This is a genomic window from Lactobacillus acidophilus (assembly GCF_034298135.1).
GTDB classification, from domain to species: Bacteria; Bacillota; Bacilli; order Lactobacillales; family Lactobacillaceae; genus Lactobacillus; species Lactobacillus acidophilus.
Genome location: NZ_CP139575.1, coordinates 972,404 through 988,355, shown reverse-complemented (window position 1 = coordinate 988,355; position 15,952 = coordinate 972,404). Strand labels below are relative to the sequence as shown.

Sequence of the window (15,952 nt, the reverse complement as noted above, 5' to 3'; positions counted from 1 at the left end):
TCAACAGAGAATTATCCGTTAACTTATCTCAACGGACTTCTTGCAAATTTACAGGAGGGTCATTTTAATGGCAGAAAAAGAACATTACGTTAGAACTAAGCCACACGTAAACATTGGTACTATCGGTCACGTTGACCACGGTAAGACCACTTTAACTGCGGCTATTACTACTGTTTTAGCTGAAAAGGGATTAGCTAAGGCTGAAGATTACTCACAAATCGATGCTGCACCTGAAGAAAAGGAACGTGGTATCACTATTAACACCGCCCACGTAGAATACGAAACTGAAAATCGTCACTACGCTCACATGGACGCTCCAGGCCACGCCGACTACATCAAGAACATGATTACCGGTGCGGCTCAAATGGATGGTGCTATCTTAGTTGTTGCTGCAACTGATGGTCCTATGCCACAAACTCGTGAACACATTTTGCTTGCTCGTCAAGTTGGTGTTAACTACATCGTAGTATTCTTGAACAAGTGCGATTTAGTTGACGACCCAGAATTGATCGACTTGGTTGAAATGGAAGTTCGTGACTTGTTGACTGAATACGATTACCCTGGTGATGATATTCCAGTTGTTCGTGGTTCAGCATTAAAGGCTTTACAAGGTGACAAGGAAGCTCAAGACCAAATCATGAAGTTGATGGACATTGTTGATGAATACATCCCAACTCCAGAACGTCAAACTGACAAGCCATTCTTGATGCCAGTTGAAGACGTATTCACTATCACTGGTCGTGGTACTGTTGCTTCAGGTCGTATCGACCGTGGTACTGTTAAGGTCGGTGACGAAGTTGAAATCGTTGGTTTGGTAGATAAAGTTCTTAAGTCAGTTGTTACTGGTTTGGAAATGTTCCACAAGACTTTGGACTTAGGTGAAGCCGGCGATAACGTTGGTGTATTGCTTCGTGGTGTTGACCGTGATCAAGTTGTTCGTGGTCAAGTATTGGCTGCACCCGGCTCAATCCAAACTCATAAGAAGTTTAAGGCACAAGTTTATGTTTTGAAGAAGGACGAAGGTGGTCGTCACACTCCATTCTTCTCAGACTACCGTCCACAATTCTACTTCCACACCACTGATATTACTGGTGAAATTGAATTGCCAGAAGGTACTGAAATGGTTATGCCTGGTGATAACACTGAATTCACTGTTACTTTGATCAAGCCAGCTGCCATCGAAAAGGGTACTAAGTTCACCATCCGTGAAGGTGGTCGTACCGTTGGTGCCGGTCAAGTTACTGAAATCCTTGACTAATTTCTAACGATATAGTTAAAAAAGATGCACTTCTTCACTGGAGCGCATCTTTTTTCTTTTATATTTGTTTTTTGTGCTAGTTTAAGGTAAGATAACTTAGTATGCAAGAAGCAAACTCAAAATTGACATTGGAGGTATTTTATTAATGTCTGTAAAATGGGAAAAAACCGGTAAGACAACCGGTGAACTTACTTTTGATATTTCAAAAGATGAAATTAAATTAGGTTTAGACCAAGCTTTTAAAAGAATAAAGAAAAATTTACGTGTTCCTGGCTTTAGAAAGGGTCACGTTTCTCGTGTTATTTTTGATCAATATTACGGTGAAGAAGCTTTATACGAAGATGCTTTGAATATCGTATTGCCAAACGCATATGCAGCTGCTGTTAAGGAAGCTGGTATTAATGCAGTTGGCCAACCACAAATTGTTCCTGTATCAATGGACAAGGACAAGGACTGGACTATGAAGGCTACTGTTACTGTACAACCAGAAGTTGAATTAGGCGAATACAAGGGTATTGAAGTTCCTAAGCAAAACACTCGTGTTTACCAAAAGGATATTGATGCTGAACTTGACAAGCGTCGTGAACAAAGTGCTGAACTTGTTCTTAAGAAGGGTAAGGCAGAAAATGGCGATACTGTAACTATCGATTACAAAGGTACTATTGATGGTAAGGAATTTGACGGTGGCTCAGCTGAAAACTACTCACTCGAATTAGGTTCAGGTACTTTTATTCCAGGTTTTGAAGATCAACTTGTTGGTCACGAAGCTGGCGATGATGTTGACGTTGTAGTAACTTTCCCTAAAGACTACGGTGCAAAGGACTTGGCTGGTAAGGAAGCACACTTTGCTACTAAGATCCATGAAGTTAAGTCAAAGCAACTTCCTGAATTAGATGATGAGTTTGCTAAAGACGTTGACGATTCAGTAGATACTCTTGATGAATTAAAGGAAAAGATCAAGAAAGATTTAAAGGATCAAAAAGAACAAGTTGCAAATGATGCTATTCAAGAAGCTGCAATCGAAGGTGCTGTAAAGAATGCTACCATCGATGAAATTCCTGATGCTATGATCCAAGAAGATGTTGATACTCAATTAAATCAATACTTGGGTAACATGCAACGTCAAGGTATTGACCCACAAACTTACTACAAGTTGACTAATACTACTGAAGATCAATTACGTTCACAATTTGCTAAGAATGCTGCAGAAAGAGTTAAGACTAACTTAGTTCTTGAAGCAATCGTTGCTGCAGAAGATCTTAAGGCAACTAAGGAAGAAATTGATAAGGAAATCAAGGACCTTGCTGCTGAATACAACATGGATGAAAAGGTTGTACGTAACACCTTGTCAGACGATATGTTGGGTCATGACATTACTGTACGTAAGGCTATGGATCTTATTACTGACAATGCTAAGCAAGTTGCTAAGTCAAAACTTGAAGCAAAAGATTCAGACGATAAAGAAAGCAAGTAAGACTAATTTACTTATTTCTTAAAAGGAGCGGCTTTAGGCCGCTTTTTTTAATGTTCAAGCTTAATATTTACTAATATTAGTTAATTTATGATAATCTAATTTTGGTAGATATAGGAGGAAAAGTTAATGGCAAATCAGTTTACAGATCAAGAAGAGATTAAATGTGCTTTTTGTGGTAAAACTCAAGACCAAGTTAAAAAAATGATTGCCGGAAACGGTGTATATATTTGTAATGAATGTGTTGACTTGGCTAAAAAAATTATTGACGATGAATTACGTGCAGATTCACTAAAAACTGCAAGTGAACTGCCTAAACCAGTTGAAATTAAAAAACAACTTGATCAATATGTAATTGGTCAAGATCGTGCTAAAAAAGTACTATCAGTTGCTGTTTATAATCACTACAAGAGAATCAGCCAAATGGATGTAGATTCATCAACAGAATTACAAAAGTCTAATATTGCAATGATTGGTCCTACTGGATCAGGTAAGACTTATTTAGCTCAAACACTTGCACGTATTTTAAACGTTCCATTTGCAATTGCTGATGCAACCACGTTAACTGAAGCTGGATATGTTGGTGAAGATGTAGAAAACATTTTGCTTAAATTATTACAAAATGCTGATTACGATCTTGAACGAGCACAACGTGGAATTATTTATATTGATGAAATTGATAAGATTTCTAAAAAATCTGAAAACGTATCAATTACACGTGATGTTTCAGGTGAAGGTGTGCAACAATCGCTTTTGAAGATTTTGGAAGGTACTATTGCTTCTGTGCCTCCTCAAGGTGGACGAAAGCATCCGCAACAAGAAATGATAAAGATGGATACTACTAATATTCTCTTTATTGTAGGTGGAGCATTTGATGGAATTGAACAGATTGTTAAAAGCCGTTTAGGTAAGAAAACTATTGGTTTTGGTGCTGAAAACGAAGTTAACAAGGTAGATGCTGATGATTGGACTCGTCATTTAACTACTGCTGATTTAGTTAAATTCGGTATGATTCCAGAATTCATTGGTAGAATTCCAATTATTACCACGCTTGATAAACTTGATAATAAAGATTTAGTTCGCGTATTAACTGAGCCAAAGAATGCTCTTGTTAAGCAATATAAGAAACTTCTATCATTAGATGGTGTAGAATTGAAGTTTACTGATGGTGCATTAAAAGCAATTGCTGATTTAGCTATCCAAAGAAATATGGGAGCTCGTGGTTTAAGAACAATCATTGAAAATTCAATTATGGATATTATGTATGAAACCCCAAGTGAAGAAGATATTGAATCAGTAGAAGTGACTAAAGACGTAATAACCCGTCACGCACAGCCTCGCATTACTCGTAAAAATGCTGAAGAAGTTCAGGTAAAAGCAAATGATAATTAAAAGTAGTGAATATGCTGTTAGTGCTGTGAAAGAGGAACAGTATCCGAAGGATAATTTGCCTGAAATAGCTCTAGCAGGCCGCTCAAACGTGGGAAAATCTAGTTTGATTAATACCCTGCTTAAGCGTAAAAATTTAGCTAGAACGTCATCACAGCCTGGTAAAACACAAACTTTAAACTTCTATTTGGTTAATGATGATTTTTATTTAGTTGATGTACCAGGTTATGGATATGCAAAAGTTTCTCAAAAAAGACGTCAAGAATTTGGTGAAATGATTCAGGACTATTTAGAAACTAGACCTAATTTAAAAGGATTAATTATTCTTATTGATAGTCGTCATGAACCGACTAAAGATGATATTTCCATGTATGAATATGCACAATATTTAAATATTCCCATCTTAGTTGTCTGTACAAAAATGGATAAAATCAAAAAAAACCAAACCAATAAAGTTATGACAGGATTAAGAAAAAAATTAGATCTTAATTATGATCACGTGACGGTTTTGACTTTTAGCTCAGTTACTAAATTTCATGTAACTGAATTAGGAAATTGGATTGAAGATAAGATTAGTCAATAAAAGCGTTGCTCTTTAAGGGCAACGCTTTTTTCTATGCTAAAGTAGTTATGCTGTTAAATTTAGGTAAGTTATCTATGAATTGTTCATATGCTTGTTGTTCTTTAGTTTCAGAAATTTGTACATTTGCAAAATTATTATTCCGTAGGTCACTTTTAGAAATAATGATGTGATGAGTAATTGTGGCATTACCGGTCAATTCAATCCAATATGTACTATCATCATAATGAACTTTTGTTTGAACCATACCACCGGGATTAAAAACGTCAATTTTTGAATTAATATCCACCATGTCAGGATGAGTTAGTAAAAGAGCTAATGAGGTAGCTGACATACCGGTACCGCATGCATTAGTAAAGCCTACTCCACGCTCATATGTACGAACAAATAGTTTATTCTTATCTAAAATTTGAGCAAAGTTAACGTTGACGCCATCAGTGAAGTAAGGGTTATTGTCATTTAGTCTTTTACCTATGTTTCCTAAAATTGGACCGGCGATCTGTTCTTGGTTAACAAAATTAATTAAATGAGGATTGGGTACGGCGATAGAGGTGAAACGCAGACCAGGATAAATTTCCGGTACAAATGTATCAATTAAACGGTTATGACCTAAATTAGTAAAAGGCAATGCCTCTTTATTAAATCTAACCGGTGAAATTTCAACTGAATAAGCTGGCACACCTTTAGCAAAATTTTCTTCTTTATGAACGCGTAGACTTGCATTCATTGTATCAATTAAAAAATGATCTTTTTGATATTTTTCACTTAAATAGCGAGCAACGGTTCTAAGACCATTACCGCACATTGAAGCTTCACTGCCATCTTCATTGATTACGCGCATTTGGGCTAAAGAATTCTTTCGAACGGACTTGTTAATTACTAAAACACCATCTGCTCCATTCAAAATTCCGGTTTTAGGATTAGTAATTTTTTTAGTAAAAGCTCTTAATTCTTTATCTGTAAGAGAATTGTCTAATTCAGTCTGATCTAAAATAAAAAAATGATTTTGTGAGCCATGTACCTTTAATAAATTAACCATACTGTACCTTTCTAATTAAAAAAATCTTGATAAATAATTTTTACTGCTTTATCTGCTTTTTCTTTCTTAGTACCAATCATTATTGAGATCTGGGATGCACCTTGATTAATCATTCTAGGCGTAATTCCTTGGCTAGCTAAAGAATCTAGAATTTGTCGACTAACGCCAGGAGTCTTCTTCATCCCTTCACCAACAACCATAATAATGGCATAGTCATCAATCCATTCAAGTTGATCAGGATTGATAGTAGCTTGAATTTCATTACAGATTTGATCAATTAGTTGATCATTTAAAAAATCGTTATTAAAAATAATAGTAATATCATCAATACCTGAAGGCATATGTTCGTAAGGAATATTATGTTTATATAAAATTTGCAGGATACGAAGAGTAAAACCAGCTTCTTTGTTTAAAAGATATTTGTGGAGATACAGAGCAGAAAAATGTTTTTGACTAGTTACTCCCGTTATGGTGTTATCTGGTGAAAAATTCTTTTCTGGCACAATCATTGTTCCCGGATTATCTGGTTCTTGAGTATTTTTAACATTGATTGGTATTTGTCCCTGAATAGCCGGAATTAAAGCTTCGTCATGGAAAACAGAAAAGCCTGCATAAGATAGTTCACGCATCTCTCGATAAGTCATTTTTTTAATTGAAATGGGATGCATAACAATATTAGGATTAGCTGCGAATATTCCGTTTACATCAGTAAAGTTTTCATAGATGTTTGCATGGAATCCACGGGCTAAAATAGCTCCTGTAATATCAGAACCGCCCCGAGAAAATGTAGCAATATTTCCTGAAGGAGTAATTCCAAAAAAACCTGGAAAAATGATTTTTTCATTGGGATCAATTTTTATTTGATCTAAATTTAAATAACTTTCTGGATTAACTAAAGCATCATTAGGTTCACCTGTTACGATTAATCCAGCATCGACTGGATCAAGAAAGCGGCTTTTAATATTCTCATGTTGTAAGATTAACGCTATCAAGCGAGCATTTAATCGTTCGCCATGTGCCTTAAATGCTGCCATCAAGTAATTATTATCAGGATAATTTTGATTTGGTAAGGCTAATAAAATATTCTGAATAATTTGTAATTTTTCATCGTTTAAACCAAAAAAATATCCAATTTCTTGGTATCTAGCAAAAATCTGTTTAACAATTGCATCTGTTTCTTCATGTTTTAAAACTTGTTCAGCATATTTAATTAAGAGATCCGTAACTTTAGTATCGGCATTATTTCTTTTACCTGGAGCAGAAACGACAATAACTTGTCTTTCTGGATCATTTAAAATTATATTTAAAGCTTGCTCAACGCTTTGTCCACTAGCTAATGAGCTACCACCGAACTTAACTACTTTCATACTAACACCTCATGATTATTGTTTGATAAACTGCTTTCATAAATTGTTAATTTATAGCAAGAGAAGCAAACTAAATTTAGTTGCCATTTTAACATTATTTTTTAATCATGCAACTAAAAAATGATAATAGCAATAATTATAGCTACCTAAAAAATAATAAAATTAAATTTTTATAATAAAAATATTGACTATCTTTTCATAAAAATGTAGACTACATGTAAATCATAGAGGCGCAACTGACAAGAGTAACAATTATAAGTTAGGCAAAACGATGATTAATTGTGAAAGGGGAGGTTGCCGAAGCTTAACCACGCCAAAGGTATAGGCTGGGTCGCAGTTGAATAAATTGCGAACTGTCGCGAAAATTTCGCGGAGCGCTATCGAATATAAGATTGAGTGAAAACTAATCCATTGTTTGCTTGGCGCAGGCAGTGGATTTTTTATTAGCGTTTCGCCTGCACGAACGGGAGAGAAAAGCATGAATCCACAAATTATGGAAAAACAAGTTAATGAAAAAGGGCATTTAACAATTGGCGGTGTTGATACTCTTGAACTTGCGAAGAAATATGGTACGCCGTTAGTTGTATATGATGTAAATCGAATCCGTAATCAAATTAGGGCTTTTAAAAAAGTATTTGAAGAAGAAGGCGTTAGTTATGCTGTGAGTTATGCTAGCAAAGCATTTGCCTGTATTGCTATGTATCAAGTAGCCAATGAAGAAGGTGCATATACTGATGTTGTTTCGGCTGGAGAATTGTATACTGCATTGAAAGCCGGCTTTCCAGCAGAAAAAATTAGTTTTCATGGTAATAATAAATCTTTAGCTGAAATTGAAATGGCAGTTAAAAATCATGTAGGAAAGATTATTATTGATAATTTTCATGAGATTGAACTGCTAGATCAGGTATTGCACCAATATGATACCCAAATAAATGTTATGTTGCGAATCACTCCAGGAATTTCGGCACATACTCATGAATATGATCAAACCGGTCAAATTGATAGTAAATTTGGCTTTGATCTAGAATCAGGACAGGCAGATTTAGCATTAGAGCGAGTTTTAGCTAATTCGAGAATGAATATGTTAGGTATTCATGCTCATATAGGATCACAAATTTTTGAATTAAATGGTTTTGAATTAGCTGCTAAAAAGTTAATGGAAGTAGCAGAAAATTGGCGTAGCCAATATGGATATACAGCAAAAATAATTAATGTAGGTGGCGGTTTTGGCATCAAATATACTGCTGATGATAATCCGTTAAAACCTGAAGAATTCGTAAGAACAATTATTGAAACAATAAAAAAAGGATCAGCTGATGCTGCTTTTCCAACTCCAGAAATTGATATTGAACCTGGTCGTTCAATTGTAGGTCCTGCTGGATATAACTTATATACTGTGGGAAGTTGTAAAACTATTCCAAGTTATAGTCCATATGTTGCCGTAGATGGTGGTATGGGTGACAATATTCGTCCTGCGTTATATCAAGCAAAATATGATGTGGTTTTAGCAAATAATCCTAAGGCGCCAGTCGTTAATCGCGTGAGGATCGCAGGTAAATATTGTGAGAGTGGCGATATTTTAGCTACCGAATCATTACCAGAAGTTAAATCTGGTGACGTACTAGCAATGCTGGATACAGGAGCATACGGATATTCAATGGCGTCGAATTATAATCGAAATCCTCGACCAGCTGTAGTTTTTGCAGAAAACAGAAAAGCGCACTTAGTCGTCAAAAGAGAAAGTTTAGAAGATCTAGTTCATTTAGACAGGTTTTGTAAGGAATAGTTATTTGTAAGGGAAAAATTATGACAAATTTAGATGCAAAAAGCATTATTGAATATATTGGAAATGCTCCTAAGAAAACACCGGTAAAGGTTTTTATTAAAGGTAATTTGGATCAACTTAATTTTCCAAATACAATTGAAAACTTTACTGAACAACATTCAGGTATAATTTTTGGTGATTGGAAAGATGTAGAACCATTTTTAAATGATAATAAGGAAAAGATTGTCCAATATCGAATTGAAAATGATGTTAGAAATTCTGCTGTACCTTTAATTGATTTGAAGAAATTTAATGCACGTATTGAACCAGGTGCAATTATTCGTGACCAAGTGGCTATTGGTAAAAATGCAGTAATCATGATGGGTGCGATTATTAATATTGGTGCTGAAATTGGTGATGATACGATGATCGACATGGGTGTTGTTTTAGGTGGACGTGCGATCGTTGGTAAACATTGTCATATCGGTGCAGGAAGTGTTTTAGCGGGTGTAATTGAACCAGCTTCGGCTAAACCTGTTCAAATTGATGATGACGTTGTTATCGGTGCTAATGCAGTAGTAATTGAGGGTATACATGTAGGTAAAGGTGCGGTTATTGCAGCCGGCGCCATAGTTACCAAGGATGTAGAACCATATACAATGGTTGCAGGTGTTCCAGCAAAAGTAATTAAAAAAGTTGATAATAAAACTTTAGATAAGACTGGATTAGAAGATGACTTAAGAAAGATTTAGTTATGACAGTTTTAAGTGAAAAAGAATTAATTCAAATTCGGCGGCATTTACATGAAATTCCTGAATTAGCTCTCCAAGAAAAAGAAACGCATGATTATTTACTAAAGGTAATTAAAAATTTAAAACAAGATCATTTAACTATTGTAGTGCCTAAGACATTACCAACTGCAATATTAGGTTTAGTTAAAGGAATTAATCCTAAAAAAACAATCGGCTATAGAACTGATATTGATGCATTACCTGTACAAGAAAAGACTGGCTTACCTTTTACTTCAAAACATTCTGGAATAATGCATGCCTGCGGACATGATATTCATATGACCGTAGCTTTAGGCTTATTAAGCTATTTTAGTGAAAATCAACCTAAAGATAATTTGCTATTTTTCTTTCAACCAGCTGAAGAAAGTGAGAGTGGAGGAAAACAGGCATACGAAAAAGGCTTATTTCAGGGAAAATTTAAACCAGATGAATTTTATGGGTTGCATGATAATCCAGAACTACCTGCTGGTAGTATTGGCTGTAGAATGGGAACCTTATTTGCTGGAACAACTGAAATAAATATTGATGTAATTGGTAAAAGCGGCCATGCTGCTTTTCCGCAAAATGCTAATGATACAGTTGTAGCGGCCGCAAATTTAATTATGCAAATTCAAACTATCATTTCACGAAGTATTGATCCAATTCAAAGTGGTGTCATTACTTTGGGTAAGGTTAATGCAGGAGTTATTAGAAATGTAATTGCAGGTCATACTAGAATTGAGGGAACTATTCGTGGGTTAACTCAAAAAATGATTCTACAAATAGATAGACGTTTGCAAGATGTATGTGATGGAATTGCACATAGCTATAATGTAGAAGTAAATTTGGAATTAAATCAAGGTGGCTATTGGCCAGTAGAAAATGATCCTAAGATAACTAAAAATTTCATTTCTTATATGAAGAAAAATCCTAAGGTTAACTTTATAGAAACAGAGCCTAAAATGACAGGAGAAGATTTTGGCTTTTTGCTAGCGAAGTTCCCAGGAACAATGTTTTGGTTAGGAGTTGGTGATCCAAGTTCACAATTACATTCATCTACACTTAATCCGGATGAAAAAAGTATTCAAAGTGGAATTGATGCAATTAAAGGATTTTTAATTGATAGAATGGGGTAAATAATATGGCTACACTAATTGATGCGGATTTGTTAACAGCGATTGTAACACCATTTGATGAAAATAATAAAATAGATTTTTCTAGCTTGGAGAAATTAGTTAATTATTTGATTGGTCAGGGATGCAATGGCTTTGTAGTGGGCGGAACAACAGGTGAAACACCAACCTTGACCCATGATGAAAAAATAGATCTATATAAACATTTTAGTCAGTTTGTTAATAAGCGTGTGCCAATAATTGCAGGAACTGGAAGTAACAATACTGCTGAAACTATTGCCTTTACTAATGAAGTAGCACAAATTGAAGGTATTGATTATGCATTAATAGTTGTACCACCATATAACAAACCAAATCAACGTAGTATGGTAGCGCACTTCAGTGCAATAAATGACGCTACTAAAATTCCATTTTTAATTTATAACATTCCCGGTAGAACTGGTGTAAAGATGGAAAAAGAAACAATCGTCCAATTATCGCGTTTGGATAACATTAAAGGGATTAAGCAATGTGCATCGCTTGAAGAAATGGAATATATTATTGAAAATAAAGACCCAGATTTCCAAGTGTTTACTGGTGAAGATACACAAGCACTTACTGCACGTTTATTAGGAGCTAATGGAGTGATTTCAGTAGCCAGTCATATATATGCAAATCAAATGCGTAGAATGTATGATTCTCTTTATGAAGGTAATTATCCATTAGCCGCCAAGATACAGCGCTGGCTTACACCAAGGATGCAAGCATTATTTATGTATCCTTCTCCAGCCCCAGTGAAAGCAGTCTTAAATGCTCAAGGACTTAATGTAGGTGGTTGTCGTTTACCATTAGTTGAATTAAATGATGAAGAAAAAATAACTTTAGCACAACGCTTAGGTTTGGATGATAATGCACTAATGCAAAAGTTACCACTTGATTTAGGAAAGGAACTTGAGGATGACTAAAAGGGTATTGATAGCTGGTTTTACTGGCGCAATGGGACAAAAAGCTGTTAATTTAGTTAATAGCTTGTCAGATTTTAAAATAGTAGCAGGGCTATCACCATCGGCAGAAAATGACCCTCAAAAATATAATTTGCCAGAGGATGCTCAAATTTTTAATAGTTTAGATGAAATACCTGATAATTTGACAGATATTTGGATTGATTTTACGCTTCCCAAAGCGGTATATAATAATGTAAAATTTGCTTTAACCCATCATATTTCACCAATTGTAGGAACTACTGGTTTAAGTGATGGGCAAGAAGCAGAATTAATTGAAATTTCTAAGGAAGAAAAGGTTGGTGGGATAATTGCCCCTAACTTCGGGATTTCCGCAGTATTATTGATGAAGTTTGCTAAAGAAGCAGCTAAATATTTCCCAGATGTAGAGATTATTGAAATGCATCATGCAGATAAGAAGGATGCGCCGTCTGGTACTGCTTTAGCAACTGCTAAAATGATTGCAGAAAATAGACCTGCTCATCAGACTGCTCCAGATGAAGTTGAAACTTTAGAAAATGTGCGTGGAGGAGATTATGAAGGGATAAAAATCCATTCTGTTCGTCTACCAGGTTATGTAGCACATGAGCAAGTTTTATTTGGTGGAACAGGAGAAGCTTTAACTATTAGACAAGATTCATTTGATCGTCAAAGTTTTATGAGTGGGGTTAAGGTTGCTTTAGAAAAAGTAGATCAATTAAATGAATTGGTTGTTGGTTTAGAAAATATTTTATAAAAGGGAGGCAATGTTATGCCAGAATTAGCTAGCGATTTAGGATTAAGCAAAAAAATTCAAGATGTAAGAGCTTCAGGAATTAGAATTTTTGATAATAAAGTATCAACTATTCCCGGAATTATTAAATTGACACTGGGTGAACCAGATATGAATACTCCTGAACATGTGAAAAAAGCTGCAATCAAGAGTATTGAAGAAAATGATTCACATTATGCACCACAAAAAGGAAAGTTAGAATTAAGAAAAGCAATTAGTAATTACTTGAATAAGGTAACCGGGATTGACTATAATCCAGAAACTGAAATTATAGTGACTGTAGGTGCAACTGAAGCTATTAATGCAACGCTTTTCGCCCTTACTAATCCTGGTGATAAGGTAGCCATTCCAACCCCAGTATTTTCATTATATTGGCCAGTTGCTACATTAGCAGATGCGGACTATGTCTTAATAAATACTGCAGAAGATGATTTTAAATTAACACCACAAAAGTTGGAAAAAGCTGTTGAAGAAAATCCAGCAATTAAAACTGTCATTTTAAATTATCCAACAAACCCAACTGGTGTTGAGTATACAGAAGATGAAATTAGAGCTTTAGCTAAAGTAATTGAAGAAAAACATTTATATGTAATTACGGATGAAATTTATAGTAGTTTAACATATGGTGTGAAGCATTTTTCAATCGCAAGTTTAATTCCTGAAAGGGCAATTTATATTTCAGGTTTATCAAAATCGCATGCTATGACAGGATATCGATTGGGCTATGTAGCTGGTCCTGCAAAGATTATGGAACAAATTGGTAAGGTTCATGGGTTAATGGTTACAACGACTACCGATTCTTCTCAAGCTGCAGCGATCGAAGCATTAGAAAATGGATTAGATGATCCTGACGAATATCGTAGAGTTTATCAAAAAAGACGTGATTTCGTACTTAAAGCATTAGAAGAGATGGGGATGCATGCGGTAAAGCCAGATGGAGCGTTCTACATTTTTGCTAAAATTCCAGCTAAATATGGTAAGGATGATATGCAGTTTGCTTTAGACTTAGCTTTTAAGGAAAAAGTAGGTATCACCCCAGGTAGTGCATTTGGTCCTGGTGGTGAAGGGTATGTCAGGTTATCATATGCTTCAAGTGATGAAAATTTGCATGAAGCAATGAAGCGAATAAAGCAATTTTTACAAGAGGATAAATAATGACTAAAGAATATAATGTTGCAATATTAGGTGCTACTGGTGCTGTTGGTAGAAGAATGATTGATCAATTAGCTAAATCAACGATTCCGGTAAAAAGTGTAAAGCTACTTGCTTCTTCTAGAACTGCTGGTACTATTCTAAAATTTAAGGATCAAGAATTAACTGTTGAAGAAACAACGCCTGAATCATTTGATGGAATTGATTTAGTTTTATCATCAGCCGGTGGTTCAGTTTCAAAGAAATTTTTACCAGAAGCTGTCAAAAGAGGAGCAGTTTGTGTTGATAATACCAGTGCATTTAGGATGGAGCCAGATGTTCCATTAGTAGTCCCAGAAGTTAATCCGGATGCATTGAAGGAACATAATGGCATTATTGCTAATCCTAATTGTTCAACTATTCAAATGGTCATGGCTCTGGAACCAATTAGAAGAAAATTTGGCTTAAAACAAATCATTGTTTCGACTTATCAAGCGGCATCTGGTGCAGGTCAAGCGGCGATTGATGAGTTAAAAAAGAATCTCAAGATTATTTAGAAGGTAAAGATATGCAAGAAGATGCTAAGATTTTACCGACTAAGGGGGATAAAAAGCATTATCCATTGGCATTTAACCTGTTACCCCAAATCGATGTCTTAGAAGATAGTGGTTATTCACATGAAGAATGGAAAATGATCCATGAAACTAAAAAGATTATGTTAGGCGATATGAATGCTAAGGATATCAAGGTGACTGCAACTTGTGTAAGAGTTCCTGTGCCAATTGCTCATGGCGAAAGTGTTTATTTTACTGTTGAAGATGAAAGTGTTACAGCGCAAGATATTATGGATGCAGTTGCTGATTTTCCTGGTGTTGTACTTGAAGATGATATTAAGAATCAAATTTATCCTCAGCCTATTAATGCTGCGGGCAAGAGAGAAACCTTCGTGGGTAGAATTCGTCCAGACTATGAAAATAAAGGTGCATTTAATATGTGGATCGTAGCTGATAATCTTTTAAAAGGTGCAGCTTGGAACACAGTTGAAAATGCTGAATATTTAGTAAAAATGAATTTAATTTAACAAAAAAGTACAGATGCTCTAAAAAAGCAAGTCTGTACTTTTTTGTTGTGGTAAAATATTCCAGAATAATTTTGTAGAGAAGGCTTTATATTGAAACAAACTAAAAAATTCTGGTTATTATTAATTTTGTTAGTGTCTACATTGGGGATGGCATTAGAACAAACGCAAACAGTAAATGCTAAGGTCTATTCTAATAGTCAATTACGTAAATATGTAAGAAAAACCCTAAGAAAGCATCATTTGCGTGGAAGCGTGGTAGTAGTCAAAAATGGACATAGTCAACAAATAAGTGAGGGTTATGGCTATTATAGACGTAGAATCAAAAATGGGAGTAAAAAGTTAGTATATCCAACCGGTTCTTTGCAAAAATCGATAACTGCTGCCATTATTGCTCAATTAATCTATCAAAATAAATTTTCACAAAATACTAAAATTTCAAAATGGTATGCCAATTTAAGAAATGCTTCTAAAATTAGCGTAGGGCAATTAATGACGCATACTTCAGGGATTGGTTTCAGTGGGACTGAATCTAATAATGGCGTTAATTTTTCTGAAAATGGCGCAGTTAATTGGGCAGTAGCAAGAGTAAATGCACAAGAAAATACCGGTATCAATAGTTTTAACTATAATAATGCCAATTACATTTTATTAGCTGGGATTATCCGCAAATCTACTGGTAAATCATATGCTACTAATGTAAAAGAACGCATAATTAAGCCATTACATTTGAAACATACTTATATTTATAACAATATTCCTCGTTCTCAAACGGATGCTATTTCATATCTTTACCGTTATGGCAAAAATTATGAAGCAGCTGCATATGCAAATAAAAATGTAGTTTCTCAATTGCCTGGTGCAGGGAATCTGTTTTCTACACCAGCTGATTATTTAAAAATTCAACGCAGTTTATATAATGGGAAAATTTTAACTGCTAAGCAATTCTCGTATTTAGCTCATTTAAAATCAAAGGTTAATACTTATTCAGGTGGTTTTTACTTGAAAAAAAGTGGTACTTTGAAATTGGCATATGGTAATTTTGGAGATACCCATTTTGTTAATTGGATGCAATTGACTAAAAATAATAAAAATGGAATTGTGATGTTTCTTAACCAAACTTATGGTACTAAGAATCAAATTAAGAGTGTTGGTTATAATATTTTGAAACATATTAAATCTAACACCTTTATAAAAGGATAAATAAAAATCACTTACC

Annotated in this window: 13 protein-coding genes, 1 pseudogene and 1 riboswitch; of the genes and pseudogenes, 12 read left to right on the top strand and 2 right to left on the bottom strand. The window is 34.8% G+C overall.

Annotation, left to right across the window (positions count from 1 at the left end; translation table 11 throughout):
• Positions 1-67: 67 nt before the first annotated feature.
• The 4 genes from tuf to yihA all read left to right on the top strand — a co-directional run bounded on the left by tuf (position 68) and on the right by yihA (position 4,701).
• Positions 68-1,258: an elongation factor Tu gene (tuf, locus tag SO785_RS04440; protein WP_003546862.1), complete on the top strand. Its 1,191-nt coding sequence runs from the start codon at positions 68-70 to the stop codon at positions 1,256-1,258.
• 145 nt (positions 1,259-1,403) lie between these two features.
• Positions 1,404-2,732 carry a trigger factor gene (gene tig, locus SO785_RS04435; protein WP_003546863.1) on the top strand — a complete coding sequence of 443 codons (1,329 nt, stop codon included), beginning with the start codon at positions 1,404-1,406 and terminating at the stop codon, positions 2,730-2,732.
• A gap of 126 nt (positions 2,733-2,858) precedes the next feature.
• On the top strand, positions 2,859-4,121 hold the full coding sequence (gene clpX, locus SO785_RS04430; RefSeq protein WP_003546864.1) for an ATP-dependent Clp protease ATP-binding subunit ClpX: 1,263 nt from the start codon (positions 2,859-2,861) through the stop codon (positions 4,119-4,121).
• Positions 4,111-4,701, top strand: coding sequence for a ribosome biogenesis GTP-binding protein YihA/YsxC (yihA, locus tag SO785_RS04425; RefSeq protein ID WP_003546867.1), 591 nt, complete (start codon positions 4,111-4,113; stop codon positions 4,699-4,701). The genes clpX and yihA overlap by 11 nt, the downstream gene beginning before the upstream one ends.
• A 31-nt stretch (positions 4,702-4,732) precedes the next feature.
• Here yihA and dapF read toward each other — a convergent pair whose 3' ends face one another.
• Together dapF and SO785_RS04415 are read right to left on the bottom strand one after the other, a co-directional pair.
• A complete protein-coding gene (gene dapF, locus SO785_RS04420) occupies positions 4,733-5,737 on the bottom strand; it encodes a diaminopimelate epimerase (RefSeq protein WP_003546870.1) in 1,005 nt (334 codons plus the stop codon).
• A gap of 11 nt (positions 5,738-5,748) precedes the next feature.
• Positions 5,749-7,104 (bottom strand): aspartate kinase, encoded by a 1,356-nt coding sequence (locus SO785_RS04415; RefSeq protein WP_003546873.1) that lies wholly within the window; start codon positions 7,102-7,104, stop codon positions 5,749-5,751.
• 217 nt (positions 7,105-7,321) lie between these two features.
• Positions 7,322-7,492, top strand: a riboswitch (Lysine riboswitch).
• A 90-nt stretch (positions 7,493-7,582) separates the two neighbouring features.
• Here SO785_RS04415 and lysA point away from each other — a divergent pair.
• From lysA to SO785_RS04375, 8 genes and pseudogenes are all read left to right on the top strand, one after another.
• The gene (gene lysA, locus SO785_RS04410; RefSeq protein WP_011254268.1) at positions 7,583-8,890 is read left to right on the top strand and encodes a diaminopimelate decarboxylase; all 1,308 of its coding nucleotides are present in this window, start codon (positions 7,583-7,585) and stop codon (positions 8,888-8,890) included.
• A gap of 20 nt (positions 8,891-8,910) precedes the next feature.
• Complete coding sequence (gene dapD, locus SO785_RS04405; RefSeq protein ID WP_003546878.1) at positions 8,911-9,621, top strand: 2,3,4,5-tetrahydropyridine-2,6-dicarboxylate N-acetyltransferase; 711 nt, start codon at positions 8,911-8,913, stop codon at positions 9,619-9,621.
• 2 nt (positions 9,622-9,623) lie between these two features.
• Positions 9,624-10,775, top strand: a complete 1,152-nt coding sequence (locus tag SO785_RS04400) for an N-acetyldiaminopimelate deacetylase (RefSeq protein WP_003546881.1) — start codon at positions 9,624-9,626, stop codon at positions 10,773-10,775.
• 5 nt (positions 10,776-10,780) lie between these two features.
• On the top strand, positions 10,781-11,716 hold the full coding sequence (gene dapA, locus SO785_RS04395; RefSeq protein ID WP_003546883.1) for a 4-hydroxy-tetrahydrodipicolinate synthase: 936 nt from the start codon (positions 10,781-10,783) through the stop codon (positions 11,714-11,716).
• Positions 11,709-12,488, top strand: coding sequence for a 4-hydroxy-tetrahydrodipicolinate reductase (dapB, locus tag SO785_RS04390; protein ID WP_003546885.1), 780 nt, complete (start codon positions 11,709-11,711; stop codon positions 12,486-12,488). The genes dapA and dapB overlap by 8 nt, the downstream gene beginning before the upstream one ends.
• 15 nt (positions 12,489-12,503) lie before the next feature.
• Positions 12,504-13,679 carry an aminotransferase class I/II-fold pyridoxal phosphate-dependent enzyme gene (locus tag SO785_RS04385; RefSeq protein ID WP_003546886.1) on the top strand — a complete coding sequence of 392 codons (1,176 nt, stop codon included), beginning with the start codon at positions 12,504-12,506 and terminating at the stop codon, positions 13,677-13,679.
• Positions 13,679-14,736 (top strand): annotated as a pseudogene (locus SO785_RS04380) (aspartate-semialdehyde dehydrogenase). The gene SO785_RS04385 and the pseudogene SO785_RS04380 overlap by 1 nt, the downstream one beginning before the upstream one ends.
• A gap of 147 nt (positions 14,737-14,883) precedes the next feature.
• The gene (locus tag SO785_RS04375; protein ID WP_003546891.1) at positions 14,884-15,936 is read left to right on the top strand and encodes a serine hydrolase domain-containing protein; all 1,053 of its coding nucleotides are present in this window, start codon (positions 14,884-14,886) and stop codon (positions 15,934-15,936) included.
• Positions 15,937-15,952 lie beyond the last annotated feature (16 nt).

Coding starts and splice junctions, on each gene's coding strand:
- SO785_RS04375 (WP_003546891.1), top strand. CDS start 14,884: ATGGCATTAGAACAAACGCAAACAGTAAATGCTAAGGTCTATTCTAAT.
- clpX (WP_003546864.1), top strand. CDS start 2,859: ATGGCAAATCAGTTTACAGATCAAGAAGAGATTAAATGTGCTTTTTGT.
- yihA (WP_003546867.1), top strand. CDS start 4,111: ATGATAATTAAAAGTAGTGAATATGCTGTTAGTGCTGTGAAAGAGGAA.
- tuf (WP_003546862.1), top strand. CDS start 68: ATGGCAGAAAAAGAACATTACGTTAGAACTAAGCCACACGTAAACATT.
- SO785_RS04385 (WP_003546886.1), top strand. CDS start 12,504: ATGCCAGAATTAGCTAGCGATTTAGGATTAAGCAAAAAAATTCAAGAT.
- SO785_RS04400 (WP_003546881.1), top strand. CDS start 9,624: ATGACAGTTTTAAGTGAAAAAGAATTAATTCAAATTCGGCGGCATTTA.
- dapF (WP_003546870.1), bottom strand. CDS start 5,737: ATGGTTAATTTATTAAAGGTACATGGCTCACAAAATCATTTTTTTATT.
- lysA (WP_011254268.1), top strand. CDS start 7,583: ATGAATCCACAAATTATGGAAAAACAAGTTAATGAAAAAGGGCATTTA.
- tig (WP_003546863.1), top strand. CDS start 1,404: ATGTCTGTAAAATGGGAAAAAACCGGTAAGACAACCGGTGAACTTACT.
- dapA (WP_003546883.1), top strand. CDS start 10,781: ATGGCTACACTAATTGATGCGGATTTGTTAACAGCGATTGTAACACCA.
- SO785_RS04415 (WP_003546873.1), bottom strand. CDS start 7,104: ATGAAAGTAGTTAAGTTCGGTGGTAGCTCATTAGCTAGTGGACAAAGC.
- dapB (WP_003546885.1), top strand. CDS start 11,709: ATGACTAAAAGGGTATTGATAGCTGGTTTTACTGGCGCAATGGGACAA.
- dapD (WP_003546878.1), top strand. CDS start 8,911: ATGACAAATTTAGATGCAAAAAGCATTATTGAATATATTGGAAATGCT.